At 73.8% G+C, this 25,197-nt stretch carries 22 protein-coding genes; 12 read left to right on the top strand and 10 right to left on the bottom strand.

Features of this window, described 5'->3' with window-relative positions; translation table 11 throughout:
• Positions 1 to 412 precede the first annotated feature (412 nt).
• Positions 413 to 1,294, bottom strand: a complete 882-nt coding sequence (locus tag ACIP60_RS14885) for an oxidoreductase (protein WP_400683767.1) — start codon at positions 1,292 to 1,294, stop codon at positions 413 to 415.
• Between the two features lie 204 nt (positions 1,295 to 1,498).
• Between ACIP60_RS14885 and ACIP60_RS14880 the strand changes: the two genes are divergently transcribed.
• Both ACIP60_RS14880 and ACIP60_RS14875 read left to right on the top strand, forming a co-directional pair.
• Positions 1,499 to 2,485, top strand: coding sequence for an ATP-binding protein (locus ACIP60_RS14880; protein ID WP_100837533.1), 987 nt, complete (start codon positions 1,499 to 1,501; stop codon positions 2,483 to 2,485).
• A 400-nt stretch (positions 2,486 to 2,885) separates the two neighbouring features.
• Positions 2,886 to 5,222, top strand: a complete 2,337-nt coding sequence (locus ACIP60_RS14875) for a SulP family inorganic anion transporter (RefSeq protein ID WP_400683765.1) — start codon at positions 2,886 to 2,888, stop codon at positions 5,220 to 5,222.
• 134 nt (positions 5,223 to 5,356) lie between these two features.
• On the opposite strand, the gene ACIP60_RS14870 is transcribed toward ACIP60_RS14875, so the two are convergent.
• Positions 5,357 to 5,863, bottom strand: a complete 507-nt coding sequence (locus ACIP60_RS14870; protein WP_400683762.1) for a hypothetical protein — start codon at positions 5,861 to 5,863, stop codon at positions 5,357 to 5,359.
• A gap of 311 nt (positions 5,864 to 6,174) precedes the next feature.
• Here ACIP60_RS14870 and acs point away from each other — a divergent pair, with 311 nt between their 5' ends.
• Entirely contained in the window at positions 6,175 to 8,130 is a 1,956-nt protein-coding gene (acs, locus tag ACIP60_RS14865) for an acetate--CoA ligase (protein ID WP_400683759.1), read from the top strand.
• Positions 8,131 to 8,221: 91 nt separating this feature from the next.
• Here acs and ACIP60_RS14860 read toward each other — a convergent pair whose 3' ends face one another.
• Positions 8,222 to 9,295, bottom strand: coding sequence for a serine hydrolase (locus ACIP60_RS14860; protein ID WP_158585401.1), 1,074 nt, complete (start codon positions 9,293 to 9,295; stop codon positions 8,222 to 8,224).
• A 335-nt stretch (positions 9,296 to 9,630) separates the two neighbouring features.
• On the opposite strand from ACIP60_RS14860, the gene nhaA reads away from it, so the two are divergent.
• The 3 genes from nhaA (at position 9,631) to ACIP60_RS14845 (ending at position 12,565) form a co-directional block, all read left to right on the top strand.
• Positions 9,631 to 10,923, top strand: a complete 1,293-nt coding sequence (nhaA, locus tag ACIP60_RS14855; RefSeq protein WP_100837528.1) for a Na+/H+ antiporter NhaA — start codon at positions 9,631 to 9,633, stop codon at positions 10,921 to 10,923.
• A gap of 125 nt (positions 10,924 to 11,048) precedes the next feature.
• Complete coding sequence (locus ACIP60_RS14850; protein WP_100837527.1) at positions 11,049 to 11,519, top strand: phage holin family protein; 471 nt, start codon at positions 11,049 to 11,051, stop codon at positions 11,517 to 11,519.
• Positions 11,520 to 11,596: 77 nt separating this feature from the next.
• Positions 11,597 to 12,565 (top strand): alpha/beta fold hydrolase, encoded by a 969-nt coding sequence (locus tag ACIP60_RS14845; RefSeq protein ID WP_400683754.1) that lies wholly within the window; start codon positions 11,597 to 11,599, stop codon positions 12,563 to 12,565.
• Between the two features lie 401 nt (positions 12,566 to 12,966).
• Here ACIP60_RS14845 and ACIP60_RS14840 read toward each other — a convergent pair whose 3' ends face one another.
• Together ACIP60_RS14840 and ACIP60_RS14835 are read right to left on the bottom strand one after the other, a co-directional pair.
• Entirely contained in the window at positions 12,967 to 13,668 is a 702-nt protein-coding gene (locus ACIP60_RS14840) for a metal-dependent hydrolase (RefSeq protein ID WP_400683751.1), read from the bottom strand.
• Between the two features lie 126 nt (positions 13,669 to 13,794).
• On the bottom strand, positions 13,795 to 14,979 hold the full coding sequence (locus ACIP60_RS14835; protein WP_400683748.1) for a MarP family serine protease: 1,185 nt from the start codon (positions 14,977 to 14,979) through the stop codon (positions 13,795 to 13,797).
• A 153-nt stretch (positions 14,980 to 15,132) separates the two neighbouring features.
• On the opposite strand from ACIP60_RS14835, the gene ACIP60_RS14830 reads away from it, so the two are divergent.
• Positions 15,133 to 15,924, top strand: a complete 792-nt coding sequence (locus ACIP60_RS14830; RefSeq protein ID WP_400683745.1) for a DUF4389 domain-containing protein — start codon at positions 15,133 to 15,135, stop codon at positions 15,922 to 15,924.
• A 24-nt stretch (positions 15,925 to 15,948) separates the two neighbouring features.
• Here the strand turns inward: ACIP60_RS14830 and ACIP60_RS14825 are convergent, their stop codons facing one another.
• The 4 genes from ACIP60_RS14825 to ACIP60_RS14810 form a co-directional block, all read right to left on the bottom strand.
• The gene (locus tag ACIP60_RS14825; RefSeq protein ID WP_400683742.1) at positions 15,949 to 16,659 is read right to left on the bottom strand and encodes an NUDIX hydrolase; all 711 of its coding nucleotides are present in this window, start codon (positions 16,657 to 16,659) and stop codon (positions 15,949 to 15,951) included.
• Positions 16,656 to 17,519, bottom strand: coding sequence for an endonuclease III (nth, locus tag ACIP60_RS14820; protein ID WP_400683739.1), 864 nt, complete (start codon positions 17,517 to 17,519; stop codon positions 16,656 to 16,658). Before nth ends, ACIP60_RS14825 begins: the two co-directional genes overlap by 4 nt.
• Positions 17,520 to 17,589: 70 nt before the next feature.
• Complete coding sequence (locus tag ACIP60_RS14815) at positions 17,590 to 17,967, bottom strand: hypothetical protein (protein ID WP_400683736.1); 378 nt, start codon at positions 17,965 to 17,967, stop codon at positions 17,590 to 17,592.
• Entirely contained in the window at positions 17,964 to 19,565 is a 1,602-nt protein-coding gene (locus ACIP60_RS14810; protein WP_400683733.1) for a hypothetical protein, read from the bottom strand. The genes ACIP60_RS14815 and ACIP60_RS14810 overlap by 4 nt, the downstream gene beginning before the upstream one ends.
• 146 nt (positions 19,566 to 19,711) lie before the next feature.
• Between ACIP60_RS14810 and ACIP60_RS14805 the strand changes: the two genes are divergently transcribed.
• From ACIP60_RS14805 to ACIP60_RS14795, 3 genes are all read left to right on the top strand, one after another.
• Complete coding sequence (locus ACIP60_RS14805) at positions 19,712 to 19,978, top strand: heavy-metal-associated domain-containing protein (RefSeq protein WP_400683730.1); 267 nt, start codon at positions 19,712 to 19,714, stop codon at positions 19,976 to 19,978.
• A gap of 53 nt (positions 19,979 to 20,031) precedes the next feature.
• Positions 20,032 to 22,278 (top strand): heavy metal translocating P-type ATPase, encoded by a 2,247-nt coding sequence (locus tag ACIP60_RS14800; protein WP_400683727.1) that lies wholly within the window; start codon positions 20,032 to 20,034, stop codon positions 22,276 to 22,278.
• Between the two features lie 94 nt (positions 22,279 to 22,372).
• Positions 22,373 to 22,816 (top strand): iron chaperone, encoded by a 444-nt coding sequence (locus ACIP60_RS14795; RefSeq protein ID WP_100837519.1) that lies wholly within the window; start codon positions 22,373 to 22,375, stop codon positions 22,814 to 22,816.
• 37 nt (positions 22,817 to 22,853) lie between these two features.
• Here the strand turns inward: ACIP60_RS14795 and ACIP60_RS14790 are convergent, their stop codons facing one another.
• Positions 22,854 to 23,762: a hypothetical protein gene (locus ACIP60_RS14790; protein ID WP_400683724.1), complete on the bottom strand. Its 909-nt coding sequence runs from the start codon at positions 23,760 to 23,762 to the stop codon at positions 22,854 to 22,856.
• A gap of 136 nt (positions 23,763 to 23,898) precedes the next feature.
• Here ACIP60_RS14790 and ACIP60_RS14785 point away from each other — a divergent pair, with 136 nt between their 5' ends.
• Together ACIP60_RS14785 and ACIP60_RS14780 are read left to right on the top strand one after the other, a co-directional pair.
• Positions 23,899 to 24,108, top strand: a complete 210-nt coding sequence (locus ACIP60_RS14785; protein ID WP_400683721.1) for a DUF4287 domain-containing protein — start codon at positions 23,899 to 23,901, stop codon at positions 24,106 to 24,108.
• Positions 24,109 to 24,140: 32 nt separating this feature from the next.
• Positions 24,141 to 24,923 carry an alpha/beta fold hydrolase gene (locus ACIP60_RS14780; RefSeq protein WP_400683719.1) on the top strand — a complete coding sequence of 261 codons (783 nt, stop codon included), beginning with the start codon at positions 24,141 to 24,143 and terminating at the stop codon, positions 24,921 to 24,923.
• The last annotated feature ends 274 nt before the right edge of the window (positions 24,924 to 25,197 follow it).

The raw sequence follows: 25,197 nt of genomic DNA, 5'->3' as shown, positions 1-25,197 counted from the left end.
CAAACCCGTAAAGAACCTGTTTTCGGGTTCCTCTTTCGGCGGATCTGAGGTAGAAATGGGGTACGGCCCGCGAGACCCGGTCAGGACCCCAAGAGGTCGAACCGACAACGCAGTTAAGGCCCCACGGACCGATGTACGGACAGCCGGGCACCCACATGCAGCCGACCCGCTGACGGGCCGCCGCACCAGGCGAACGGGCACAGGACCCCGCCTGATGGGCATAGAAACGGTGCATGCACTGGTAACCCGGTCTCCGTACCAGCGGCGACGCCCGGAAGTCTCGGGCGTCGCCGCAACTGCGTTCCGGGACCGGCGGGTTCCGGAGCCCACGGGTTCCGGCACCGCGCGGGGCCGGCCCGCACCCGGGCAGGACCGCGCCGGGGCAGGACCGGCTCGCGTCCGGGCGGGGCCCTCAGACCATGCCGCGCTGCATCGCCTCGCACACCGCGGTGCTCTCGCGCACGCCCAGCCCGAGTCCGGCGGCGCAGTGCACCAGCCAGCGGGACACGCCCTCGGGGGTGCCCTCCAGGTAGCCGAGCAGGGCCTGCCGGTAGGCGGCGGTGCCGAGTTCGGCGAGGCCGACCTCGGCGGGGCAGATCGCCTTCGGGTCGAGGCCCTCGGCGGTCAGCACGATCCGCTGGGCGGCCCGGGCGACCAGCCCGTTGTGGGTGCCGAACGGGCGCAGCGCGAGCAGTTCGCCGTGCACGACGGCGGCGACCACCAGGGCGGGCGCGCCGCCGGCGGGGCGTTCGGTGCGGGCGGTGAGCAGCCCGGCGAGCTGGTCGAGGCGGGCGGCCGTCTCGGCGGGCGGGGGCGGCGGCGGGAGTTCGCCGACCGGGCCGGCCGGGGCCTCGCCCTCGGTGGCGGCGACCTCCCGCGGGAACAGCGGCGCGGCCTCCTCGCCGTCGCGGCGCGGGCGGCCGGCCGCGGGGTCGCCGTCGCCGACGGCGAGCAGGTGGAGCCGGGCCAGCACCTGGAGCGGGGAGGTGCGCCAGACGCTGAGCAGCTGGCCGGCCTCGGCGGACAGGCGGAGCGCGGCGCCGACCGTGCGGGCCTCGGGGTCGGCGCCGAAGTCGGTGCGGCGGCGGACCTCCTCCAGCGGCCAGTCGGCGCCGTCCAGGGCGGCCGAGGCGCGGGCGCCGCGCAGCGCGGACTCGGAGGTCACCTCGCCCGCCCGGCGCCGCATCACGCGGTGCCCGTAGAGGCGGTCGACGTTCTTGCGCACTTCGGCGACGGCCTCGGGGACCCCGGCGAGCTGGGCCAGCGGGGCGAGCGGGTCAGTTCCTGTGGTCACCTACCCGAGAGTAATGAATCCACGGGGCGGCCGGGAGGCAACCCCCGGGTCACCCTTTCGTGGCAATCCGCCCTTCCCTCATGTGCGCTACCCCAAACCACCGCTAGCATGTCCACTAATCGGTGACGATAACGGTTTCCAACAAGCGCCGGGGCCGCCAGGGCCCCACGGACACCACAGAGCCAGAGAGCCGGAGACTCAGAGATGAAGATCGCCTTCGTCGGCAAGGGCGGCAGTGGCAAGACCACCCTGTCCGCCCTGTTCATCCGCCACCTGGCCGCCGTCGGCCGCCCGGTGCTCGCCGTCGACGCCGACATCAACCAGCACCTGGGACCGGCCCTCGGCCTGACGGACGCCCAGGCCGCCGCGCTCCCCTCGCTGGGCGCGCACCTGCCGGAGATCAAGGAGTACCTGCGCGGCGACAACCCGCTGATCCGCTCCGCCGAGGAGATGATCAAGACCACTCCGCCCGGCCCCGGCTCCCGGCTGCTGCGGATCGTCGAGGAGAACCCGGTGTACGCGGCCTGCGCCCGCCCGGTCGCCCTGGACGAGGGCTCGGTCCGGCTGCTGGCGACCGGCGCGTTCACCGAGGAGGACCTCGGGGTGGCCTGCTACCACTCCAAGGTCGGCGCGGTGGAGCTGCTGCTCAACCACCTGCTGGACGGCCCGGACGAGTACCTGGTCACCGACATGACGGCCGGCTCCGACTCCTTCGCCTCCGGCCTGTTCACCCGCTTCGACCTGACCTTCCTGGTCGCCGAACCCACCCGCAAGGGCGTCTCGGTCTACCGCCAGTACAAGGAGTACGCCCAGGACTTCGACGTCCACCTGCGGGTGGTCGGCAACAAGGTGCAGAGCCCGGACGACCTGGCCTTCCTGCGCCGCGAGGTCGGCGAGGACCTGTACGCCTGCTTCGGGCAGTCCGGCTGGGTGCGGCGGCTGGAGCGCGGGGACGAGCCGCCGCTGCGCGAGCTGGAGCCCGCGAACCGGGAGGTGCTGGCCCGGCTGCGGACCGCCGCCGACGCCGCCCACGGGCTGCGCGACCCGCGCCGGTACAGCGCCCAGGCGGCCCGCTTCCACCTGCGCAACGCGGAGAGCTGGGGCAACGCCAAGGTCGGCGCCGACCTGGCCGACCAGGTCGACCCGGACTACGTGCTGGGCGCCGAGCGGGCCAGCACCGCCGGGGTCTGAGCCGACGCCCCGCTCCACCGCCCGGAGGGGCCGGTCCGCCCAGCCCGGCGGACCGGCCCCTCCGGCCTTCCCGCCGGGAAATTCCCGACCGACCCGGGTGCCACACGATGTGGTGAACGCCCCTATTTGTACTGGCACTCGAAGCACACGCTGTGCAAAGGTTCCATTACTCTCGGTTTACCAACTCTTGAACCACCGGACGCCACGGGCCGTCGCCACCGCGCCCCAGGCCCCGCCACACCCCGCAACGCCGTACCTTCGCAACGCGCCGCCGCGCACGCTCCCCACGGCCGCGCCGCCGCCCCGCCGCACCCGCTGTGACCCACGACAGCCGATCCGACCAGACCCACCGCCGGACCTGACTGCGTTCGTTCCCCCGGAAGAAGACGGGAAGACACCCATGACACTCGACGTCTCCAGCGCCCCCATCGCCTCCGACACCACCGACCACGCCCCGCCGCCGCCCGGCGGCACCCCGGGCCGGGTCCGCGTCCTGCTGGCGCACGACCTGCCGGCCTCCCTCGCGGTGTTCCTCATCGCGGTGCCGTTCTCGCTCGGCATCGCGCTGGCCACCGGCGCCCCGCTGACGGCCGGTCTGGTCGCCGCCGCGGTGGGCGGGCTGGTGGCCGGCTTCCTCGGCGGCACCCACCTCCAGGTCAGCGGCCCGTCCGCGGCGCTGACCGTGGTCACCGCCGGGGTGATCGCCCAGTACGGCTGGCCGACCGCCTGCCTGGTCACCGTCGCCGCCGGTCTGCTGCAACTGCTGCTCGGCTCGCTGCGGGTGGCCCGCGCCGCGCTCGCCGTCTCGCCCGCCGTGGTGCACGGCATGCTGGCCGGTGTCGGCGTGACCATCGCGATCGCCCAACTGCACGTCATCCTCGGCGGCACGCCGCACAGTTCGGCCCTGGCCGACCTGCGCTCGCTGCCCGGCGAACTGGCCGGACCTCACCTGCCCGCGCTGATGGTCGGCCTGCTGGCGCTCGCGATCCTGTACGGCTGGCCCCGGCTCGGCCGGTTGCCCGGCGCGGCCGGCCGGATCGGCGCCCGGCTGGCCCGGCTGCCCGCCGCGCTGGTCGCGGTGGCCGCCGCCACCACGCTGTCGCTGCTGGCCGAGCTGCGGCTGGCCCGGGTCGAGCTCCCGGTCTGGGAGCACCACCAGTTCTTCTCGCTGCCCTCCTCCGCCCTGCTGTCCGACCACTGGGCGGTGCTGCTCGGCCTGGTGCTGACGGTCACCGCGGTGGCCGGCGTGGAATCGCTGCTGTCCTCCGTCGCGGTCGACCGGATGACCCGCCGCAGCGGCGACCTGGACCGCGAGCTGCGCGCCCAGGGCGCGTCCAACCTGTTCTCCGGACTGCTCGGCGGCCTCCCGGTGGCCGGCGGCGCCGTCCGCTCCACGGCCAACGTGCAGGCCGGGGCGGCCACCCGGGCCTCCGCGGTGCTGCACGGCTGCTGGGTGCTGGTCGCCGCGCTCGCGCTGACCGCCGGGCTGCGGCGGATCCCGCTGGCCGCGCTGGCCGCGCTGGTGCTGGTGGTCGGCGTGCAGATGGTGAGCTTCGCGCACATCCGCCGGGTGCACCGACACCGCGAGTTCCCGGTGTACCTGGCCACCGTGCTCGGAGTGGTGCTGCTCGGCGTCCCGCTCGGGGTGGTGCTCGGCGGCGCGGTGGCCATGCTGCTCGCCCTCTACCGGCTGACCCGCGCCCACGTCGACGTGCTGGCCGAGGAGGACGGCTCGTACACCGTCCGCACCCACGGCCCGCTGACCTTCGCCGCCGTCCCCAAGCTGAGCCGGGCGCTGACCCGGATCCCCGCCGGGGCCCGGGTGACGGTCCACCACGACGGCTCGTTCCTGGACCACGCCGCCTACGAGGCGCTGCACGCCTGGCGCACCGGCCACCAGGACTCCGGCGCGCAGGTGGCGATGCTGACCGAGCGCCGGCCGAACGACGTGCTGGACCCGGACGGCACCGTCCGCGCGGGCAGCTCCCCCGGCCCGCACCGCTGCCGGGCCTGGACGCCCTGGGTCGGCCACCACTGCATCGAGCAGAACGAGGACGACCCGCACGTCCGCCTGCTCGACGGCGTCCGCGGCTTCCAGCAGCACACCGCCCCACTGGTCCGCCAGGAGCTGGCCCGCCTCGCCCGGGACGGCCAGACGCCCTCGCAGCTCTTCCTCACCTGCGCGGACTCCCGGATGGTCACCAGCATGATCACCAGCTCCGGCCCCGGAGACCTCTTCACCGTCCGCAACGTCGGCAACCTGGCCCCCGCCCCGTACGAGCCGGGTGCCGCCGACGACTCGGTGGCTGCCGCCGTCCAGTACGCGGTGGAGGTCCTGGAGGTCGCCTCGATCACGGTCTGCGGGCACTCCGGCTGCGGCGCGATGAAGGCCCTGCTGGACGGCGTCACCGAGGCGTCCGGCCCGCCCACCGCGCTGGCCCGCTGGCTGCGCAACGGCCGCAGCTCGCTGGACCGCCTGCGGCGCGCCCCCGCCGAGTTCGAGGGCCGTCCGGCGGCGGACGTGGTCGAGCAGCTGTGCATCACCAACGTGGTGCAGCAGCTCGACCAGCTGCTGGCCAACCCGGCGGTGGGGCGCCGGGTCGCGGACGGTTCGCTGCGGCTGGTCGGGATGTACTTCGACTTCGCCACGGCCCAGACCTACGTGCTGGACGCCGCGACCGGCCGGTTCACCCCGGTGCACGCGCGGGTGGAGCCGGAGCAGGACCTGGCCGCGTAGGAGGCGCGAGCCGCCCGGTACGAGCCGCACGCTACGAGCCGGACGACGCGTGCGGCCGCGAAGGCCCGTCACAACGGAGGCCCACCAAGTCGGAGGCCCGCGGGAGCGGTTGGCCGCTCCCGCGGGCCCCGGTGTCACCGCAGCAGCCGGGCCAGGTCGGCCGGGGTCACGTAGCCGGGCCAGCGGTGGTCGGTGAAGAGGTGCACGCCGGCGTCCTGGTAGCACTGGTCGACGAGTTGGGAGCAGATCATGTGCCGGGTGGTGGCGACGAAGCGCCGCAGCGGGGGGCCCGCCGGGAGGTGCAGGCGGGCGGCGGCGAGGGCGAGGTAGTCGGCGAAGCTGTAGGGGGTGCCGAGGTAGGAGTGGGCGGCCGCGGTGATCGCGGCGCGCTGGCCGTCGGTGAGCGGTATCCGGCCGGTGGACCAGCGCGCGGGGACGCCGTCGTAGCCGGAGAGCGGTTCGAGCCGCGCCCCGCCGGGCTGGGCCTCCAGCAGGCGGTCGTCGCCGAGGTAGACGAAGGCGTGCTCGTAGTCGGCGAATCCGTCGCCGTTGAGGAACTGGCCGATCCGGATCAGACGGCCGATGGCGCCGTCCATCCGGACGACCGCGAAGTCGCCGGGGAGGGGTGGGGTGACGGTCATGGTGGTACCTCCATCATGGTTGCTCATGGTGATGGAGTGAGCACTCTCAGTGGAGGGCCGGTCGGCGGGGGCGTCAAGGCACTGTGCGGGATTGACCGGCGCGAGGGGCGGGAAAACGTGGTGGGGGCCGGCGGAAGCGCCGGGGCCGTGCCCACCTGGGGCGGAGTCCCGATCCGGTCAAAGGTCTACACCAATTTCCCGGCAGCACTTGTCAACGGAGCTGTCGGCCTGGTGAGCTGTGCGCTGGGACACACGGGACAATCCCTCCGCACGGGGTTCCCCGGCATTTGAGACTCGATGAGGAGTGCGCGTTGAGCAACGAGAGCCTGGCCAATCTGCTCAAGGAGGAGCGGCGTTTCGCCCCGCCCGCGGAGCTCGCCGCCTCCGCCAACGTCACCGCCGACGCCTACGCCCAGGCCTCCGAGGACCGGCTGGCCTTCTGGGCCGAGCAGGCCCGCCGGCTGAGCTGGGCGGTCGAGCCCACCGAGACCCTGGACTGGTCGAACCCGCCGTTCGCCAAGTGGTTCGCCGACGGCAAGCTGAACGTCGCGTACAACTGCGTGGACCGCCACGTCGAGGCCGGCCACGGCGACCGGGTCGCCATCCACTTCGAGGGCGAGCCCGGCGACAGCCGCGCCATCACCTACGCGCAGCTCAAGGACGAGGTCTCCCGCGCCGCGAACGCCCTGCAGGAGCTCGGCGTGGCCAAGGGCGACCGGGTCGCCGTCTACCTGCCGATGATCCCCGAGGCGGTCGTCGCGATGCTCGCCTGCGCCCGGATCGGCGCGGCGCACTCGGTGGTCTTCGGCGGCTTCTCGGCCGACGCGGTGGCCTCCCGGATCAAGGACGCCGACGCCAAGGTCGTCATCACCGCCGACGGCGGCTACCGCCGCGGCAAGCCCTCCGCGCTCAAGCCGGCCATCGACGAGGCGCTGACCAAGGTCGACGGCGTGCAGAGCGTCCTGGTCGTGCGCCGCACCGGCGAGGAGGTGGCCTGGACCGAGGGCCGCGACGTCTGGTGGCACGAGCTGGTCGACGGCCAGTCCGCCGAGCACACCCCCGAGGCGCACGACGCCGAGCAGCCGCTGTTCATCCTGTACACCTCGGGCACCACCGGGAAGCCCAAGGGCATCCTGCACACCTCGGGCGGCTACCTCACCCAGGCCAGCTTCACCCACAACGCGGTCTTCGACCTCAAGCCGGAGACCGACGTCTACTGGTGCACCGCCGACATCGGCTGGGTCACCGGCCACTCGTACATCGTCTACGGCCCGCTCTCCAACGGCGCCACCCAGGTGATCTACGAGGGCACCCCGGACACGCCGCACCAGGGCCGGATGTTCGAGATCGTGCAGAAGTACGGCGTGACCATCCTCTACACCGCGCCGACGCTGATCCGCACCTGGATGAAGTGGGGCGACAACATCCCCGCCCAGTTCGACCTGTCCAGCCTGCGAGTGCTGGGCTCGGTCGGCGAGCCGATCAACCCCGAGGCGTGGGTCTGGTACCGCGAGCACATCGGCGCGGGCCGGACCCCGATCGTCGACACCTGGTGGCAGACCGAGACCGGCGCGATCATGATCAGCCCGCTGCCGGGCGTCACCGAGACCAAGCCGGGCTCCGCCCAGCGCGCCCTGCCCGGCATCGCCGCCACCGTGGTGGACGACGAGGCCCGCGAGGTGCCCAACGGCTCCGGCGGCTACCTGGTGCTGACCGAGCCGTGGCCGTCCATGCTGCGCACCATCTGGGGCGACGACCAGCGCTACGTCGACACCTACTGGTCGCGCTTCGAGGGCCGCTACTTCGCCGGCGACGGCGCCAAGAAGGACGAGGACGGCGACATCTGGCTGCTCGGCCGGGTGGACGACGTGATGCTGGTCTCCGGCCACAACATCTCCACCACCGAGGTCGAGTCGGCGCTGGTCGGCCACCCGGCGGTGGCCGAGTCCGCGGTGGTCGGCGCGACCGACGCCACCACCGGCCAGGCGATCGTGGCCTTCGTGATCCTGCGGGGCACCGCGACGGACAGCGAGGAGCTGATCGCGGACCTGCGCAACCACGTCGGCCGCACCCTCGGCCCGATCGCCAAGCCGAAGCAGATCAAGGTGGTCTCGGAGCTGCCCAAGACCCGCTCCGGCAAGATCATGCGCCGACTGCTGCGCGACATCGCCGAGGGCCGCGAGGTGGGCGACACCACCACGCTGGCCGACTCCTCGGTGATGAACCTGATCCAGTCCCAGCTGCCGGCCGCCGGCTCCGAGGGCTGATCCGCCACCGCTCCGACGGGCCGGGCCCCGATCCGCGCGGTGCGGATCGGGGCCCGGCCCGTCGGGCGACCGGGGCCGGTCGGCCCCGGGGTCAGACCGCCAGCGCCCGCAGCGTGTCGTACGCGGTCTGCGCGAACCGGCGGCGCCCGGTGGCCAGCGGGCCGGCCAGGGCGACCAGGCCGGTCTGCGCGGCCCGGTCGAAGCCGACGAAGGCGGTGCAGCGGCCGGTGGAGCCGTTGTGGAAGACCACCTCGGCGTCCTCGGCCGGGCGGTGGTGCCAGCTCAGGCAGATCCGCTGCCCGGAGCCGCGCCGGGAGACCCGGGGCAGGCACACCTCGCGCAGCGCGGTCCGCAGGCTCGCCGCCGCGCCGGTCCGCTCGGGGATCGGCACCGCGTCCACCGCCAGGTGGGCCTGGAGGTAGCGCAGCATGTCGTCGGCGGTGGAGCGCAGGGCCGCCGCGCCAGGCAGCGCCGGGATCTTGAACGAGGGGATCCAGCGGCCGCGCCGGTAGCCGGTGGTCTCGTCCCGGCCGGTGCCGCAGGAGGTGTCGAGCAGGCCGAGCGGTTCGCAGACCCGCCCGGTGAGCAGCTCCTGGTAGCGCTGCCCGGCCGCCCGCTCCAGCACCAGGCCGAGCAGCCCGGCGCCGAGGCTGGAGTAGCGGACCCGGGTGCCGGGGGTGCCGCGCACCGGGGTGCGGGGCAGCGCCCGCAGCAGGTGGGCGGCGCTGAACGTGGCGTACGGGCTGGTGAACCAGCGGGGCACCGCGGCGGGGGCCAGGCCGACCGGCAGCCGGGGCAGTCCGGAGGTGTGGGTGGCCAGGTGCAGCAGGGTGATCGGGCGCTCGTGCGGGTAGCCGGGCAGCACCTCGGCGGGCAGGTAGCGGTCGATCGGGTCGTCGTAGCCGACCTCGCCGCGGGCGACCATGTCGGCGAGCAGCAGGCCGGTGAAGGTCTTGGTGACCGAGCCGAGCTCGAACCGGGTGTCGGCCCGGACGGGGCGCTCGCCGGCCCGGTCGGCGTAGCCGCGGCAGGCGACGGTGCGCTCGGTGCCGCGGATCACCGCGACGGCCATGCCGCCCTCGGGCGCGCCGGCGGCGAACAGCGGGCGCAGCAGGTGTTCCAGGTCCGGATCGGCTAACGGAGGCTGGGCGGTGTCGGCGCCCACGGCTCCTCTCGCTTGGGGACCCACGGCCTGCACCGGTATGGGTTCGGCTTCCTGACTGGGCATTGGCTCCTCCATGACGGGGCGGGCCACCCGGACGGCGGCCCGCTTCTGCGCCCGACCCTAGGAACGCGGCGGGTGGTCCGCATCCGGCCGAACCCATCCGGGTCAGTGCGCCGCGGGCCGCCGCCGGACCGGCATAAAGTGGGACGAACCGATGACCCGCTTGTCACGCGTCGTAGGATGTCAAGGAAACGTCAGGATCCGAGGCGCGCCGGGAAGTCTGGTCGGCACTGCACCACCCGTGTGTCCGCATGCCGCCTCAGGAGGTCCCCGCCGTGACCGGCCCGTCCGACGACCGCCGTCCGTTCCTCGGCCTGCTGTCCCTGCCCGAACGCCGCTACCTCGCCGACGCGCTGCGCACCGAGACGGTCGGCGGCGTGCTGCTGCTGGTGGCCGCGGCCTGCGCGCTGGTCTGGGCGAACGTCTGGCCGCACGGGTACGAGGCGGTGCTGGAGCACACCGTCGGGCCGAGCGGGCCGCTGCACCTGGACCTGCCGCTGGAGGCGTGGGCGCAGGACGGGCTGCTGACGGTCTTCTTCTTCGTGGCGGGCATCGAGCTGAAGCGCGAGTTCGTGGCCGGGGAGCTGCGCACGCCGAGCGCGGCGCTGCTGCCGGTGGTGGCGGCGGCGTCCGGGGTGCTGCTGCCGGCGCTGCTGTTCACGGTGGTCAACGTGGCCGCGCCGAACGGGCACCCGGCGGGCTGGGCGATCCCGACGGCCACCGACATCGCCTTCGCGCTGGGCGTGCTGGCGGTGGTGGGCAGTCACCTGCCGTCCGCGCTGCGGGCGTTCCTGCTGACCCTGGCGGTGGTGGACGACCTGATCGCGATCCTGATCATCGCGGTCTTCTACTCGTCCGGGATCGAGTTCTGGGCGCTGGGGGCGGCGCTGGCGGGCCTGGTGCTGTTCTGGTTCCTGCACCGGCGCGGGGTGCGCGGCTGGTGGCTGTACGTGCCGCTGGCGGTGGTGATCTGGGCGCTGATGCACGAGAGCGGGGTGCACGCGACGGTGGCGGGCGTGGCGATGGGCCTGCTGCTGCGCTGCCACCGCGAGGAGGGCGAGGAGCGGTCGCCGGGCGAGCGGATCGAGCACCTGGTGCGGCCGCTGTCGGCGGGGCTGGCGGTGCCGGTGTTCGCGCTGTTCGCGGCGGGCGTGCCGGTGTCGGGGAAGGTCCTGGGCGAGGTGTTCACCCAGCCGGCGCCGCTGGGCATCGTGATCGGCCTGCTGGTCGGCAAGTCGGTGGGCGTCTTCGGCGGCACCTGGCTGGCCGCCCGCTACACCCGGGCCGTTCTGAACCCCCGGCTGACCTGGTCCGACATGGTCGCGCTGGCCACCGTCGCGGGCATCGGCTTCACGGTGTCGCTGCTGATCAGCGACCTGGCCTTCCCGGACGACCCGCACCTGGCCGAGCTGTGCAAGGAGGCCGTGCTGGTCGGTTCGTTGGTCTGCGCGGTGGTCGGCACCCTGCTGTTGAAGCGGCGCAACCGGTACTACCGGCAGCTGTGCGCGGACGAGGACCGGGACGAGGACGGCGACGGGATCCCCGATGTGTACCAACAGCAGGGGTGACACGCCGTCCGGCGGGTACCCGGAGTGGTGCCCGACTCGCCGGTAGGGGCATGATGCTGAGCTGACACACCCGTGTGTAACGCTCGCTCAGGACACCCCACCAGCCCGTTGAACGGAGACCGCCGATGGCCGCAGGAGCCGCACCCCCGAACGGCCGCACCCCGCACGAGGGCGAGCGGACGATCGGCGAGCTGTTCGCCGACGCCAGCGCCGAGCTGTCCAGCCTGGTGCACGACGAGATCGCGCTGGCCAAGGCGGAGATCAAGGCCGACGTGGTGCGCGGCGGGATCGGCACCGCGGCCGGCGTGGTGGCGGGCGTGGTCGCGCTGGCCTCGATCCCGATGTTCTCCTTCGCCTTCGCCTGGGGCCTGCAGGCGCTGGGCATCACCACCGGCTGGTCGTTCGCCATCGTCGGCGGGGCGTACGTGCTGATCGCGCTGCTGCTGGCGTTCCTGATGGTCCGGTACTTCAAGAAGATCCGGAAGCCGGAGCGGACCATCGCGGGCGCCCAGGCCACCGCCGAGGTGCTGAAGAACGCCAAGCCCCGGCCGGCCACCAAGGAGGAGATCGACCGGGCGCTGGGCCGGATCCAGTGAGCACCGGCCGGTAACGGTTGCGCGCGGGCGTGGGCACCGGGCGGGTGCGAGGGGTGCGGATGTGACAGGCTGCTGGTATGTCGTTGGACCAGAAGCCCGTGGATGAGTCCGCTCCCGTTCCCGTACCGCCGGTGCCCGGGGAGCCGTGGAGCGTGCGCTCGGCCGGGCCGTGGACGCACCGGGACGTGGCGGCGAACGGCGCGCGCTTCCACATCGCCGAGCTCGGCGAGGGCCCGCTGGTGCTGCTGGTGCACGGCTGGCCGGAGTACTGGTGGGCGTGGCGGCACCAGCTGACGGCGCTGGCCGCGGCGGGCTTCCGGGCGGTCGCGCTGGACCTGCGCGGCATGGGCGGCTCGGACCGCACCCCGCGCGGCTACGACCCCGGCAACCTGGCGCTGGACGTCACCGGCGTGATCCGCTCGCTCGGCGAGCGGCAGGCGCACCTGGTGGGGCACGCCACCGGCGGCACGCTGGCCTGGGTGGCGGCGGTGATGCGCCCCTCGGTGATCCGCAGCCTGACGGTGGTCTCGGCGGCGCACCCGCGGCACCTGCGCCGGGCGCTGCTGACCGACCGCAAGCAGATCGCCGCGTTCGAGCACGTGCTGGGCTTCCAGCGGCCGTGGATCCCGGAGCGCCGGCTGGTCGCGGACGACGGGGCGCTGGTCGGCGCGTACCTGCGGGACTGGACCGGGCCGAACATGCTGCCCGCGGAGGCGGTGGCGGCGTACCGCCGGGCGATCCAGGTGCCGAGCACCGCGCACTGCTCGATCGAGCCGTACCGCTGGCTGATGCGGTCGATGGCGCGGCCGGACGGCATCCAGTTCGCCCGCCGGATGAAGAAGCAGATCACCGCGCCGGTGCTGCACGTGCAGGGCGCCTCGGACCCGGTGCTGCTGTCGCGGACGGCGCTGGGGGCGGGCGAGTACGTGTCGGCGCCGTACCGGTGGCGGCTGCTGCCGGGGGTCGGGCACTTCCCGCACGAGGAGGTCCCGGAGGAGTTCACCGCGGAGCTGATCGAGTGGGTCCGCCGGCACGACGGGGCCTGAGCGGCGGCGGCCCAACCGGCCGCCGATCCGGCCCAGTTGGCGGCGTTCATATGACAAGTGCATAGGCCAGTCGGCGGTCCCGGAGGCGGTTACTCCGGGCGGCCCAGGGGAATCCCTCCGGTATGACCTGGATGCCCGATCGAGAAGCCCAGCCGCGCCGAGGCCGCCGTGGCAGCAGCAGCTCGCAACAGCACGTCCCGCAGCCGGAGTGGCCCTACGAGTCCGCCGGGCGGACGCCACGCGGAGCGGGGTACCGGCTCGGTATTCCGAAGATCATCGGACGGCGCGCCCGCTGGGTCGGCGCCCGGCTCCGCCGGGAGGGGTGAGCCGCCCCGAGCACCGCGAACGGCCGGGGCCGGCCCGGAGGGGTCCTCCGGGCCGGCCCCGGCCGTTCCGCGCGCTCAGCTCAGCACGGTCGGCGAGATGGTGGTCGACCAGAGCAGCAGCGCGAACGTCGCCAGCGTCATCACCGGGACGAGCACCTTGGTCTCCACCTTGTTGCCGGTGCGCTTGATCAGCACCACCTCGTAGCGCACCTTGTGCGGCCACAGCAGCGGCGCGCCCTGCTTGGTCAGGCAGTCGCCGAGCAGGTGCGCCAGCGTGCCGAGGGCCACCGCGTACGGCAGCCAGCCCGGGGCGCTGGGCAGCCACTCGAGCATGCCGAAGGTGCCGAGCGCGGCCAGGCCCATCACGGTGATCCAGGACTGCGGGCCGTCGCCCGGCGGGTGCAGGTGCAGCGACTGGATCGCCATGGCGAGCAGGAAGAACGTCAGGCCGATGGTGAAGTTGCGGCCCAGGTAGGTGATCCCGGCCCAGCTGCCGCCGCCCATCAGCGCCACGAACAGCAGCGAGTGGGTGGCGTGCCGGTGGCCGCCCGAGACCAGCGCGACGATCCGGCACAGCAGCTTGGAGATCGGGCCGAGGAAGTTGGCGATGGTGCCGTCGTGGTGGTCCAGGTCCGGCAGGAGGGCCGCGCCCGCGCACAGCACGGTGCCCATCAGCACGTCGGCCGGCTGGAGGTGCATGTTCAGCACCGGCGGGAGGAACGGCGCGGTGGCCGCGAACAGCAGGGCGCCGCTGACCGCGTGCGAGTGACCCATCATGACGTGTGTCCGACCTCCCGTGGGCTCCCGTCCAAGGCGGCCCGGGATTGGACCGATCGGGTGAGCTGGGCCGACGCTACCAGGAGCGGCGGACGGACCGTCAGAGTGGTTTCGGCCCCGGAGCGGTCACAGCGCGCAGCCCTCGGTGCTGACCTTTCCGCTGGCGGCGGCACCCTGCGTGACGTCGTCCTTCACCTCGGCGGCGGTCAGCACGTACCCGGTGTCGGAGCTGTCCAGCGACTTGGCGAACACCACCCCGTACACCTGGCCGTCCGGGGTGAGCAGCGGGCCGCCGCTGTTGCCCTGGCGGACCAGCGAGCGCACCGAGTAGACGTCCCGGACGACCTGGCCGCGGTGGTAGATGTCCGGGCCGTTGGCCTGGATCCGGCCGCGGATGCGGGCGGGCTGGACGTTGAACGAGCCGTTCTCGGGGAAGCCCGCGACGATCGCCGAGTCGTTGGAGCGGGCCTCGCCCGCGAAGGACAGCGGCGGGGCGTTCAGCTTCGGGACGTCCAGCACCGCGATGTCGCGCTGCCAGTCGTAGCGGACCACCGTCGCGTCGTACAGCTGGCCGGCGCCGCCGATCTGCACGGTCGGCTCGTCGACGCCGCCCACCACGTGGGCGTTGGTCATCACCCGGTGCGGGGCGAACACGAAACCGGAGCCCTCCAGCGTCTTGCCGCAGGAGGTGGCGGTGCCCAGCACCTTCACCAGTGAGCCCCTGGCCCGCAGCACGCCCGGGCTGTTGGCCAGCGCCGGGTCGGGCGGCTCGACCTCGGTGATCGGCTCCTGCTCGAACGGGTTGAACACCTGCGGGAAGCCGTTGCGGGCCAGGTCCTGGCTGAGGTCGGAGAACCAGTTTGGGGCGTCGCTGGGCAGCGCCCGCTGCACCGTGCCCAGCACCTTCGAACTGCGGACCTGCTTGGAGACGGTGGGCAGCGAGGTGCCCGCCAGCGCCGAGCCGATCAGCCAGGCCACCAGCAGCATGGACAGCACGTTGACCAGCGCGCCGCCGACCGCGTCCAGGGTCTTCACCTCGGCCCGGCCGATCCGGCCGCGCAGCTTCCACCCGAAGTGCGTGGTGACCGCCTGCCCGACCGCGGCCAGCACGATCACCACCACCACGGCCACCACCGAGGCGGTGGTGCCCGGCGAGAGGTGGCGCAGCAGCAGCGGAAGCAGCTGGACGGCGACCAGTCCGCCGCCCAGGAAGCCCAGCACCGAGAGCGCGCCGACCACGAACCCCTGCCGATAGCCGGAGACGGCGAAGCCGAGCGCGGCGGCGATCAACAGCAGATCCAGGACGTTCACCCGAATACCCTCCCACGTCCCGCCGGGCGGGGGACACCGGTCCCCGGCCGTCGCCCGATCGGGTCAGTCCGGCGGGCAGCGCGGCCGGGACGGTTGGGACCGTCTGACCATCCGACCTTCCGCGCAGCCGACCAGGGAACAGGGAGCCGAACCATGGAACAACCCAGGTGGGACGTGCCGGTCGTGGACCGCACCGAGTTCCAGCCCGCCCTGGACATCCCGCCGCCCGGGGCGCAGAACCGGCTCACCGTGCTGCTGCGCCTGCTGCTGCTGGTCCCGCAGTACGTGGTGCTGTGGCTGCTGTCGATCGTCGCCTTCGTGGTGGTGGTGATCGGCTGGTTCGGCGCGCTGTTCGCCGGGCGGCTGCCGCGGTTCGCCGTCGGCTGGCTGAGCGGGTACCTGGCGTACGACACCCGGGTCTACGCCTCGACGCTGCTGATCACCGACCGCTACCCGCCGTTCCGGTTCGACGCCCCCGACTACCCGGTCCGGATCGAACTGCGGGCCGGCGGGCCGCTGAACCGGCTCGCGGTGTTCTTCCGGCTGCTGCTGGCGATCCCCGCCGGGATCGTCCAGGGGCTGCTGCAGAGCGGCTGGTGGGCGGTGTCCTTCATCAGCTGGCTGGTGGTGCTGGTGCTCGGGCGGATGCCGCGGGCGCTGTTCGAGGCCACCGCCGCGGTGCTGCGCTACCGGATGCGGTTCGAGGCGTACCTGATGATGCTCACCGCGGCCTACCCCAAGGCCGTGTTCGGCGACCCGGCCGACTCCGAGCCGGTGCGCTCCGCGACCCGGCCGCTGGTGCTGACCGGGGCCGCGAAGGCGCTGCTGGTGATCTACCTGGTGCTCGGGGTGATCGGGTCGGCGGCGAGCTCGGTGACCAACGACTGGGACTCCTACGAGGACGACGGGGGCACGGTGTCGACCATGGCGCCGCTGCCGCGCTGAGGGGCGCCGCCCGGGTGGGGGACCTCAGGCGTCGGGGCGCGGCCGGGACAGCGCCACGGCCTCGGCGGAGAGCTCCACGGTGCGCTGGGTGTCCCAGGGGCGCTCCAGGCCGCTGAAGTGCAGCACCCGGTCGATCACCCCCGCGGTGAACCCCCACACCAGGCGGCCGGCCACCTGGAAGGCGGGCCCGGTGAAGCCGGACGGGTGCCGCAGCCGGGCCCGGTTCGCCGGGTCGGTCAGCTCGGCCAGCGGCACCCGGAACACCGCGCCGGTCTCCGCCGGGTCGACCACGGCGACCGGCGACTCCTCCCGCCACCAGCCCAGCACCGGCGTCACCACGAAGCCGCTGACCGGGATGTACAGCGCGGGCAGCCGGGCGAACAGCTGCACGCCCGACGCGTCCAGGCCGGTCTCCTCGACGGCCTCGCGCAGCGCCGCCGCGAGCGGGCCGCCGCCCGCCGGGTCGCCGTCCTCCGGGTCCAGCGCGCCGCCCGGGAAGGACGGCTGCCCGGCGTGCGAGCGCAGGCTGCGGGCCCGCTCGATCAGCAGCAGGTCCGGCCCGGCCGGGCCCTCGCCGAACAGCATCAGCACCGCCGACGGGCGACCGCCCTCGGCGGGCGGCAGGAACCGGCTCAACTGCTCGGGCGCCGCCCGCTCGGCGGCCTCCCGCACCGGCAGCAGCCAGGCCGGCAGGCCGTCGCGGACCAGCGCGGGCGGGGTCGGGAACGCCGTCATGCCCGCCCCCGCGCGGCCGGCCGGGCCTCGGGGTCGGTGTCCGGCAGCGGGTGGCCGGCGGCGACCTCGGCGCGGGCCGCGGCCTCGCCCGGGAAGTCCGCCGGGGGACGCAGGCGCTGGCCGGGCTGACCGGCCAGCTCGTACTTGAGCAGCTTGCGGGCCCGCTCCGGGTCGGTCTCCCCGATCCCGTACGACGGGCACAGCGGCGCGATCGGGCACGCCCCGCAGGCGGGCTTGCGGGCGTGGCAGACCCGGCGGCCGTGGAACACCACCCGGTGCGAGAGCATCGTCCACTCCGACTTCGGGAAGATCGCCATCACGTCGGCCTCGACCTTCTCCGGGTCCTCCTCGGCCGTCCAGCCGAAGCGGCGGGCCAGCCGCCCGAAGTGGGTGTCGACGGTGATGCCGGCCCCGCCGAACGCGTTCCCGATCACCACGTTGGCGGTCTTGCGGCCCACGCCCGGCAGCGTGACCAGGTCCTCCAGCGCGCGCGGCACCTCGCCGTCGAAGCGGTCGCGCAGCGCGATCGACAGGCCGATCAGCGACTTCGCCTTGGCCCGGAAGAACCCCGTCGGCCGGACGATCTCCTCCAGCTCCTCGGGGACCGCCGCCGCGAGGTCCTCCGGCGTCGGGTACTTCGCGAACAGCGCCGGGGTGGTCTGGTTCACCCGCAGGTCGGTGGTCTGCGCCGACAGCACGGTCGCCACCAGCAACTGGAACGGTCCGTCGAAGTCCAACTCCGGGTGCGCGTACGGGTACAGCTCCGCCAGCTCACGGTTGATCCTCCGGGCCCTGCGCACCATCCCGAGGTGCGTCTCGGGCTTCTTCCGCGGGGCCTTCGCGGCCTTGCTCTCTGCCATGCACGAAGGCTACGCCGAAGCGGCCGGGCCACGGCCGGGAATCGGCCGCACCCGGCCGCTGCGGGACCGGTCAGAGCAGGGCTGCGACGGCCTGCTGGGCGACCCCCGCGATGGTGAACAGGCCTGGGACGCCACCACAGCGCTGGTAGAGCGACCGCATGACGGCCCGCAGGGTGGTCGGGTCCTCGGCGGCCCGGGGCAGGCGCTCCTCCACCACGGCCAGTTCGTCCAGGCACGCCTGCGGGTCGGGCAGTTCGTCCCGGTGCCGCGTCAGGGCCTCGCGGAGTTCCCGGAGGCGGCGGCGGGCCTCCTCCAGGTCGGCCGCCGTCGAACCGGAGCCCTGGTGCAGGGTGCTGCCCCGGGCGGCCGGGGCGTTCTGGACGGTGCCGGTGAGGTCGCCTCCGACGATCACGCCGAAGTTGACGGACGGCCGCTGGGTCGGGTTCACGGGTGCGCTCCTGGGTCGGACGGCTGGTTGGTGACGGTGCCCGAGATGTCGCCACCGGCGATCACCCCGAAGTTGTAGATCGCGGTGGCCTGGGCCTTGTACGCGGTGAGGTCGATGTGGCGGTGGCCGAGGAACACCTCGACCGTTTCGAACACGCGGCGCTGCATCATCTGGACGTACCGGCGGGCGTCCTCGTACATCTCCATGTCGTCGATGTAGCTGGTGGAGTACGCCTCGCGGAGACTGACCGGTCCGCCGTCGTCACGTTCGGGTCCGCGGACGGCCGCCGCCGGTGCGAGGGGGCCGGTGGCGACGTCGACCAGGTCGAGCAGGGCCTTCAGCCAGGAGGTCCGAAGCCATTTCCAGGACCACGGCGGGGGTGGATCGGTGGCCGGGTCGAGTTCCTCGTTGAGCGGCCCCATGAGGTGCGGCCGTGCGGTCACCCGCAGGAAGCCGCTCTCGTAGGCGAAATTGACGATCAGTGACACCGCCAACTCACCGTGCCAGGACAGGATGCGCGCCCACAGGTACCGGCGGGCGACGAACTCCCCCGGCCCCGCGTCGGGTTTCCCGATCGCGAGACCCTCCAGTTCCAGCCAGTCCCGCTCGGCCAGGTCCTGCCAGCGCTTCGCCGAGAGGGTGGCGACGCCGAGGACCTCGATATCGGCCAGGGGGTGGTCCGCCGCGTGCGTCGGTGCCGGGTCGAGCAGCCGGTCCGCGACGTAGTCGTGCAACTCTGACACGGTGAACTGGCGGAATCCGGCAGGCGATTCGGGCGGATCCTCCGGCTCGAAAGGACCGGCCTTCTTGCGCATCCGGGAATCGACCACGGAATCCGGTTCCCGTTCCACGGGTTTTCCGTCCGGTCGTAGGGGAACCGGCTCGACATCGATGCCGATGGAGGTCGCCGGCCAGACCGTCCAGCCCGCGCCGATGAAGTGGTCCCTGGCCTCGGCGTCACGCAGCCGGCGTTCGTGCGGAACGGCGTACGGGGCCGGCCAGACCTTCCGGAGCCGGCGCGCGACGGCTGGCTCACGGCTGCGGCCGGTGCGGAACGCATCGGGGCGCAGCGCGTACGTCGCGTACTGGGCGCGGGCCCGGTCGATCCAGAGCGCCAGCCAGACGCCGCAGACCACCAGGCCGACCGACACCGGGAACGGCACGGTCCGCATCGCGCCGCAGACAGCGCCCGGTGTGATCAGGAGCGCAGTGAACGACCTGCGCCAGACCCTGAGCCGGACCGCGCGGAGGCAGTGCGCGACCACCAGGGGCTGGTCGAATCCGAAGGACGGCACCGGACGTTCGACCGCTATCCGGCGCAGCACCCAGTCCGCGTACTTCTCCCCCGTCAGTACCCCCGGTTCCTTCTTCCGTTTCTTCCCGATTCTCAGCCAGCGCTCGATCCTGAGCTGCAGTCCGCTCTTCCTGGAATAGGCGTTCACCGCCAAGCGGCGCGTCACCTCGGAAGGCTCGCTCCGGCCAGAACCGCCATGCCATTCCGGCAATTCTCCCCCACCCGCTTCTTTTCCCCACCCACTGGCGGACGACCGTACCAACCTGCTCGTACCACCACCGCGCACTTGGGCAAAGAGGCCCACGGTGGTGCGGAGTTGGCCGGAAACCGACGACAGAGCACGGGGAGGCGTGGGGGGAGACGTTTGCGGTAGATACCCCCCAGGGGTATAACTGGGGGCACGAAGCCGATACCCCCCATGGGTATCGGAGGACCACACCGGAGGTTTCCGTGTCCTGCTGCTCCAGCGAAGGCACCTGTTCGACCACCGCGACCGCGCCGGTCGCCGTCACCACCGTGTTCACCGTCGCCGGGATGAGCTGCGGCCACTGCGAGCGGGCCGTCGGCGCGGCGGTCGGCGCGCTGGTGGGGGTCCGGGGCGTGCAGGTCGACGTGGCGGGTGGGGTGGTGAGTGTCGACTGGGACGGCGAACCGGACGAGGCGGCGGTGGGCGCCGCGATCGACGAGGCCGGTTACGAACTGACCGGCCGGGTCTGAGCGACCGGCCGCGGGAGCCCGGCTCCGGCCGGGAGAGAACACGAGGAGCCCTGATGACCACCCAGACAGCACCCGCCTCCACCGAGGTGGAACTCCGCATCGGCGGGATGACGTGCGCGTCCTGCGCCGCGCGGATCGAGAAGAAGCTCAACCGGATGGACGGCGTGCGGGCCAGCGTCAACTACGCGACCGAGAAGGCCCGGGTGGACTTCGGCCCCGGCACCAGCGTCGCCGACCTGATCGCCGCCGTCGAGGCCACCGGCTACACCGCCGCGCTCCCCGAGCCCCCGACGGCGGCGGCCGGAGGCGGCGAGCGGGCCGACGAACTGGCGCCGCTGCGGCAGCGGTTGGTCACGGCCGTCGTGCTGGCGGTGCCGGTGATCGCGATGGCGATGGTGCCCGCGTGGCAGTTCGACGACTGGCAGTGGCTGTCGCTGACCCTGGCCGCGCCGGTGGTGACGTACGCCGCCTGGCCGTTCCACCGGGCCGCCTGGACCAACGCCCGGCACGGCGCGGCGACCATGGACACCCTGGTCTCGATCGGCACCGGCGCCGCGTTCCTGTGGTCGCTGTGGGCGCTGTTCCTCGGGGACGCGGGCATGGCCGGGATGCGGCACGGCTTCGAGTTCACCGTCGCCCGCTCGGACGGCGGGTCGAACATCTACCTGGAGGCGGCGGCCGGCGTCACCGCGTTCGTCCTGGCCGGACGCTACTTCGAGGCCCGGTCGAAGCGGACCGCGGGCGCCGCGCTGAAGGCGTTGCTGGAGCTGGGTGCGAAGGACGTGGCGGTGCTGCGCGGCGGCCGGGAGGTCCGCGTCCCGGTCGGGCAACTCGCCGTCGGGGACCGCTTCGTGGTGCGCCCCGGCGAGAAGGTCGCCACCGACGGCACCGTGGTCGAGGGCAGCTCCGCCGTGGACGCCTCCATGCTCACCGGCGAATCCGTGCCCGTCGAGGTCACCGTCGGGGACACCGTCACCGGCGCCACCGTCAACGCGGGCGGCCGACTGGTCGTGCAGGCCACCCGCATCGGCGCCGACACCCAACTGGCCCGGATGGCCAAACTCGTCGAGGACGCCCAGAACGGCAAAGCCGCCGCCCAACGCCTGGCCGACCGGATCTCCGCCGTCTTCGTACCCGCCGTGATCCTGATCGCCCTCGGCACCCTGGTCGGCTGGCTACTGGCCTCCGACAACCCCACCGAGGCCTTCACCGCCGCCGTCGCGGTACTGATCATCGCCTGCCCCTGCGCCCTGGGCCTGGCCACCCCCACCGCCCTCCTCGTCGGCACCGGACGCGGCGCCCAACTCGGCATCCTCATCAAAGGCCCCGAAGTACTGGAGAACACCCGCAAAGCCGACACCGTCGTCCTCGACAAGACCGGCACCGTCACCACCGGACACATGACCCTCCTCGCCCTCCACACCACCGAAGACACCGACGAAGACCAGGCACTGCGACTGGCCGGAGCCCTGGAACACGCCTCCGAACACCCCATCGCCCGCGCCGTCGCCACCGCCGCCCGGGAACGCCTCGGCCACCTGCCCGCCGTCGAGGGCTTCGAGAACCTCCCCGGCCTCGGCGTGCAGGGCCTGGTCGAAGGGCACGCGGTGATCGCCGGACGCGAGGCGCTGCTGGCCGACCGGTCGCAGCCCCTGCCGGCCGGACTGGCGGCGGCGAAGGCCGCGGCCGAGCGGGCCGGACGGACCGCCATCGCGGTCGGCTGGGACGGAACGGCCCGCGCCGTGCTGGAAATCGCCGACGCCGTCAAACCCACCAGCGCCGAAGCCGTCACCCGACTACGCGCCCTGGGCCTGCGACCCGTCCTGCTCACCGGCGACAACCGGGCCGTCGCCGAGACCGTCGCCACCGAGGTCGGCATCCCCGCCGACGACGTGTACGCCGACGTCCTCCCCCAGGACAAGGCCGCCACCATCCGACGCCTCCAGAACCAAGGCCACACCGTCGCCATGATCGGCGACGGCGTCAACGACGCCGCCGCCCTCGCCCAAGCCGACCTCGGACTCGCCCTCGGCACCGGCACCGACGCCGCCATCCAAGCCGCCGACCTCACCCTCGTCCGCGGCGACCTGCGCACCGCCGCCGACGCCATCCGCCTCGCCCGCCACACCCTGGCCACCATCAAAGGCAACCTCTTCTGGGCCTTCGCCTACAACACCGCCGCCCTCCCCCTCGCCGCCACCGGCCTCCTCAACCCCATGATCGCCGGGGCCGCCATGGCCTTCTCCTCGGTGTTCGTGGTCGGCAACAGCCTGCGACTGCGCAGGTTCCGGGCGGCCTGACGGGGCCGGAGCCGATCAGTTTCCGAGAAGCCCCGGCGGCCGTCCCGTCCCTACGATCGAGAGCGACGGAGAACGGGAAACGGGAGGACCGGCCATGGCGGAGAAGCACGAGGGTTTCACGGCGGACGAGCGCGCGGCGATGAAGGAGCGCGCCAAGGAGCTGAAGGCGGAGTCCAAGCGGGCGTCCGCGGCGGCGAAGGCGGCCGAGGCGGAGAAGGACCTGCTGGAGAAGATCGAGGAGATGCCGGAGGCGGACCGGGTGCTCGCCCGGCGCTTCCACCGGATCGTCACCGAGGTCGCGCCGCAGCTGGCTCCGAAGACCTGGTACGGCATGCCCGCGTACAACAACGCGGACGGCAAGCCGGTGTGCTTCTTCCAGAGCGCCGCCAAGTTCAAGTCCCGCTACGCGATGATCGGCTTCAGCGACAACGCCAAGCTGGACGACGGCGCGATGTGGCCGACCTACTTCGCGATCGCCGAGCTGGGCGAGGCGGAGGCGGCCCGGATCGGCGAGCTGGTCGAGCGCGCGGCCTCCTGACCGACCGACGGCGGCGCCGTGGCGCGGGCCCGTCCCGCTACCCCTGGTACGCGCGCAGGGTGCGCAGGGCGGCCAGGGTGACGCCCGGGCGGGCCTCGTTCTCGGTGGCGGCGGACCAGCGGGCCCAGGTGATCGGCCAGCCGCCGTCGGGGAGTTGGGCCGCGGCGAGGTGGTCGAGGCCGCGTTCGGTCTCGGCGTCGGTGAACCAGGCCCGGGCCAGGCTGTCCGGGGTGGGCGCGTAGTCGTGCGGGAGGTGGAACTCGCCGGGCGCGTAGCCGGGGGCGAGCCGGACCTGCTCGGGGCGGGCCGGGTCGAGCAGGACCAGCCGCTGCCGACGCACCGACTCGCCCAGCCGGGCGGCCTGTTCGACGGCCCAGGCGCGGTCGGGGGCGGCGTCCAGGAAGCCGACGGCGGTGATCACCTCGTACGGGTGGGTCCGGTCGATCGCCTCGATCGCGCGGCGGCAGAAGTCCGCCGCGCCGGTCAGCCAGGGGTGGCGCAGCCCGGCCCGGAGCAGCGGGGCGGCGATCTGGCCGGTGGCGAGCAGGTCGGCGGGCGGGTCGTCGGCGACCGGCAGGAAGGGCGGGTGCGGGTAGCGGCGCAGGCTGGGCAGGACCGCCGGGACGCCGCCGTCCGGGGTGGTCGTCGTGGCGGCCCAGTCGCAGAGTTCGGCGCCGCGCGGACCGGCCAGGGCGTCCGCCTCGGCGAGGATCCGGGCCGCGGCGCCGGCGGCCAGCGGCTGGGCGGCGGGCCCGCGGACGTCGGGTTCCAGCCCGTACGCCCAGCCGCCGCCGGGCGCGCGGTAGGCGTCCAGGGCGGCGAGGACGCCCGCCGGGTCGGGGGCGTCGCCGAACAGGTGGGCGAAGCGCCGCTGTTCGAGGACCCGGCCGGCCGTCCACAGGTAGCCGGCCGCCCGGTCGATCGTGCCGTCGTCGATGCGTGCCACGGGCCGACCGTACGGGGCGGGAGAAACTTCGGCGCGGACCGATGAGTTCCGCCGGTGCGCCCCGTCCTTTCCTGTGACGGCAGCACGCGGCGTGCGGCGCGGCGAGCGCGGCACGCGGAACGGACGGAGCGACGGGATGAGCGTCAAGGGACCGGCCAGTTACTTCCCCTCCATCGAGCAGAAGTACGGGCGTCCGATCGCCGAGTGGCAGCGGTTGATCACCGACTCGCCGCTCACCCGGCACATGGAACTGGTGGCCTGGCTGAAGACCGAGTACGGACTGGGCCACGGCCACGCCAACGCGCTGGTCGCGCACACCCTCGCCGCCGCGGCGGGTGAGCGGTGAACACCCGGCGGGGAGACGGCACGACCGCGTACGTGACCTCCGCCGACGGCACCCGGATCGCCCACCAGGCCGTGGGGGACGGCCCGGCCGTGGTCGTCGTGGACGGGGCGCTGTGCCACCGCGCGTTCGGGCCGTCGGGCGGGATCGCGGCCGAACTCGCCGGGGCGCACCGGGTGTTCAGATACGACCGGCGCGGGCGCGGGGAGAGCGGCGCGGGCGGGCCGTACGCCGTGCGGCGGGAGGTGGAGGACCTGGCGGCGGTCGTCGCCGCGGCGGGCGGCCGGGCGACGCTGCTGGGCCTGTCCTCCGGCGCGGCGCTCGCCCTGCGGGCGGCGGGGGCGGGCATCGGGGTGGAACGGGTGGTGGCGTACGAGCCGCCGTTCAGCACCTCGCCGGAGCAGCTCGCCCGGTTCGCGGCGTACCGGGCGGGCGTCGAGGCGGACATCACCGCGGGCCGGCCGGGCGACGCGGTGGCCCGGTTCATGGCCCTCGTCGGCTCCCCCGGGGAGCTGGTCGAACAGCTGCGGCGGTCACCGGCCTGGCCGGCCTTCGAGGCGGTGGCCCCGACCCTGGTCAACGACGCGGAGGTGCTGGACGGGACGGCGGGCGCGCCGGTGCCCGCCGGACTGCTGGCCGCGCTGCCGGTGCCGGTGCTGGTGGCCGACGGCGGGCTCAGCCCCGCGCCGCTGCGCGACGCCGCCGCCGCGACGGCCGCCGCCGCGGGCGCGGAGTACCGCACCCTGGCGGGGCAGACCCACGAGGTCGCGCCCGAGGCGCTGGGGCCGCTGGTGGCCGAGTTCATCGCCCGCAGCTGAGGCCGGGGGCGGGAGCGAGCCGGGACCGAGGCGGGTCCGGGGCCGGGCTGGGGCGCGGGACGCGAGTCGGCGGGGCGACCACCGGCTCCGGGAAGCCCTCGGGACCGCCCCCGCGCAGCGGGGCGGGCACCGCCGGGGCGGGAGCGAGCCGGGACCGAGGCGGGACCGGGCTGGGGCACGGGACGCGAGTCGGCGGGGCGACCACCGGCTCCGGGAAGCCCTCCGGACCGCCCCCGCGCAGCGGGATGGGCACCGCCAGGGACGGAAGCGAGCC

It is taken from the genome of Kitasatospora sp. NPDC088783 (assembly GCF_044750705.1).
GTDB lineage: Bacteria > Actinomycetota > Actinomycetes > Streptomycetales > Streptomycetaceae > Kitasatospora > Kitasatospora fiedleri.
Note: the sequence above shows the minus strand (reverse complement) of the source record. Positions and strands in the feature narration are given on the sequence as shown.

Excerpts from the sequence above, each read along its gene's own strand:
- ACIP60_RS14880 (WP_100837533.1), top strand. The coding sequence starts at position 1,499 with ATGAAGATCGCCTTCGTCGGCAAGGGCGGCAGTGGCAAGACCACCCTG.
- ACIP60_RS14875 (WP_400683765.1), top strand. The coding sequence starts at position 2,886 with ATGACACTCGACGTCTCCAGCGCCCCCATCGCCTCCGACACCACCGAC.
- ACIP60_RS14870 (WP_400683762.1), bottom strand. The coding sequence starts at position 5,863 with ATGACCGTCACCCCACCCCTCCCCGGCGACTTCGCGGTCGTCCGGATG.
- ACIP60_RS14850 (WP_100837527.1), top strand. The coding sequence starts at position 11,049 with ATGGCCGCAGGAGCCGCACCCCCGAACGGCCGCACCCCGCACGAGGGC.
- ACIP60_RS14845 (WP_400683754.1), top strand. The coding sequence starts at position 11,597 with ATGTCGTTGGACCAGAAGCCCGTGGATGAGTCCGCTCCCGTTCCCGTA.
- ACIP60_RS14840 (WP_400683751.1), bottom strand. The coding sequence starts at position 13,668 with ATGATGGGTCACTCGCACGCGGTCAGCGGCGCCCTGCTGTTCGCGGCC.
- ACIP60_RS14830 (WP_400683745.1), top strand. The coding sequence starts at position 15,133 with ATGGAACAACCCAGGTGGGACGTGCCGGTCGTGGACCGCACCGAGTTC.
- ACIP60_RS14825 (WP_400683742.1), bottom strand. The coding sequence starts at position 16,659 with ATGACGGCGTTCCCGACCCCGCCCGCGCTGGTCCGCGACGGCCTGCCG.
- nth (WP_400683739.1), bottom strand. The coding sequence starts at position 17,519 with ATGGCAGAGAGCAAGGCCGCGAAGGCCCCGCGGAAGAAGCCCGAGACG.
- ACIP60_RS14800 (WP_400683727.1), top strand. The coding sequence starts at position 20,032 with ATGACCACCCAGACAGCACCCGCCTCCACCGAGGTGGAACTCCGCATC.
- ACIP60_RS14795 (WP_100837519.1), top strand. The coding sequence starts at position 22,373 with ATGGCGGAGAAGCACGAGGGTTTCACGGCGGACGAGCGCGCGGCGATG.
- ACIP60_RS14785 (WP_400683721.1), top strand. The coding sequence starts at position 23,899 with ATGAGCGTCAAGGGACCGGCCAGTTACTTCCCCTCCATCGAGCAGAAG.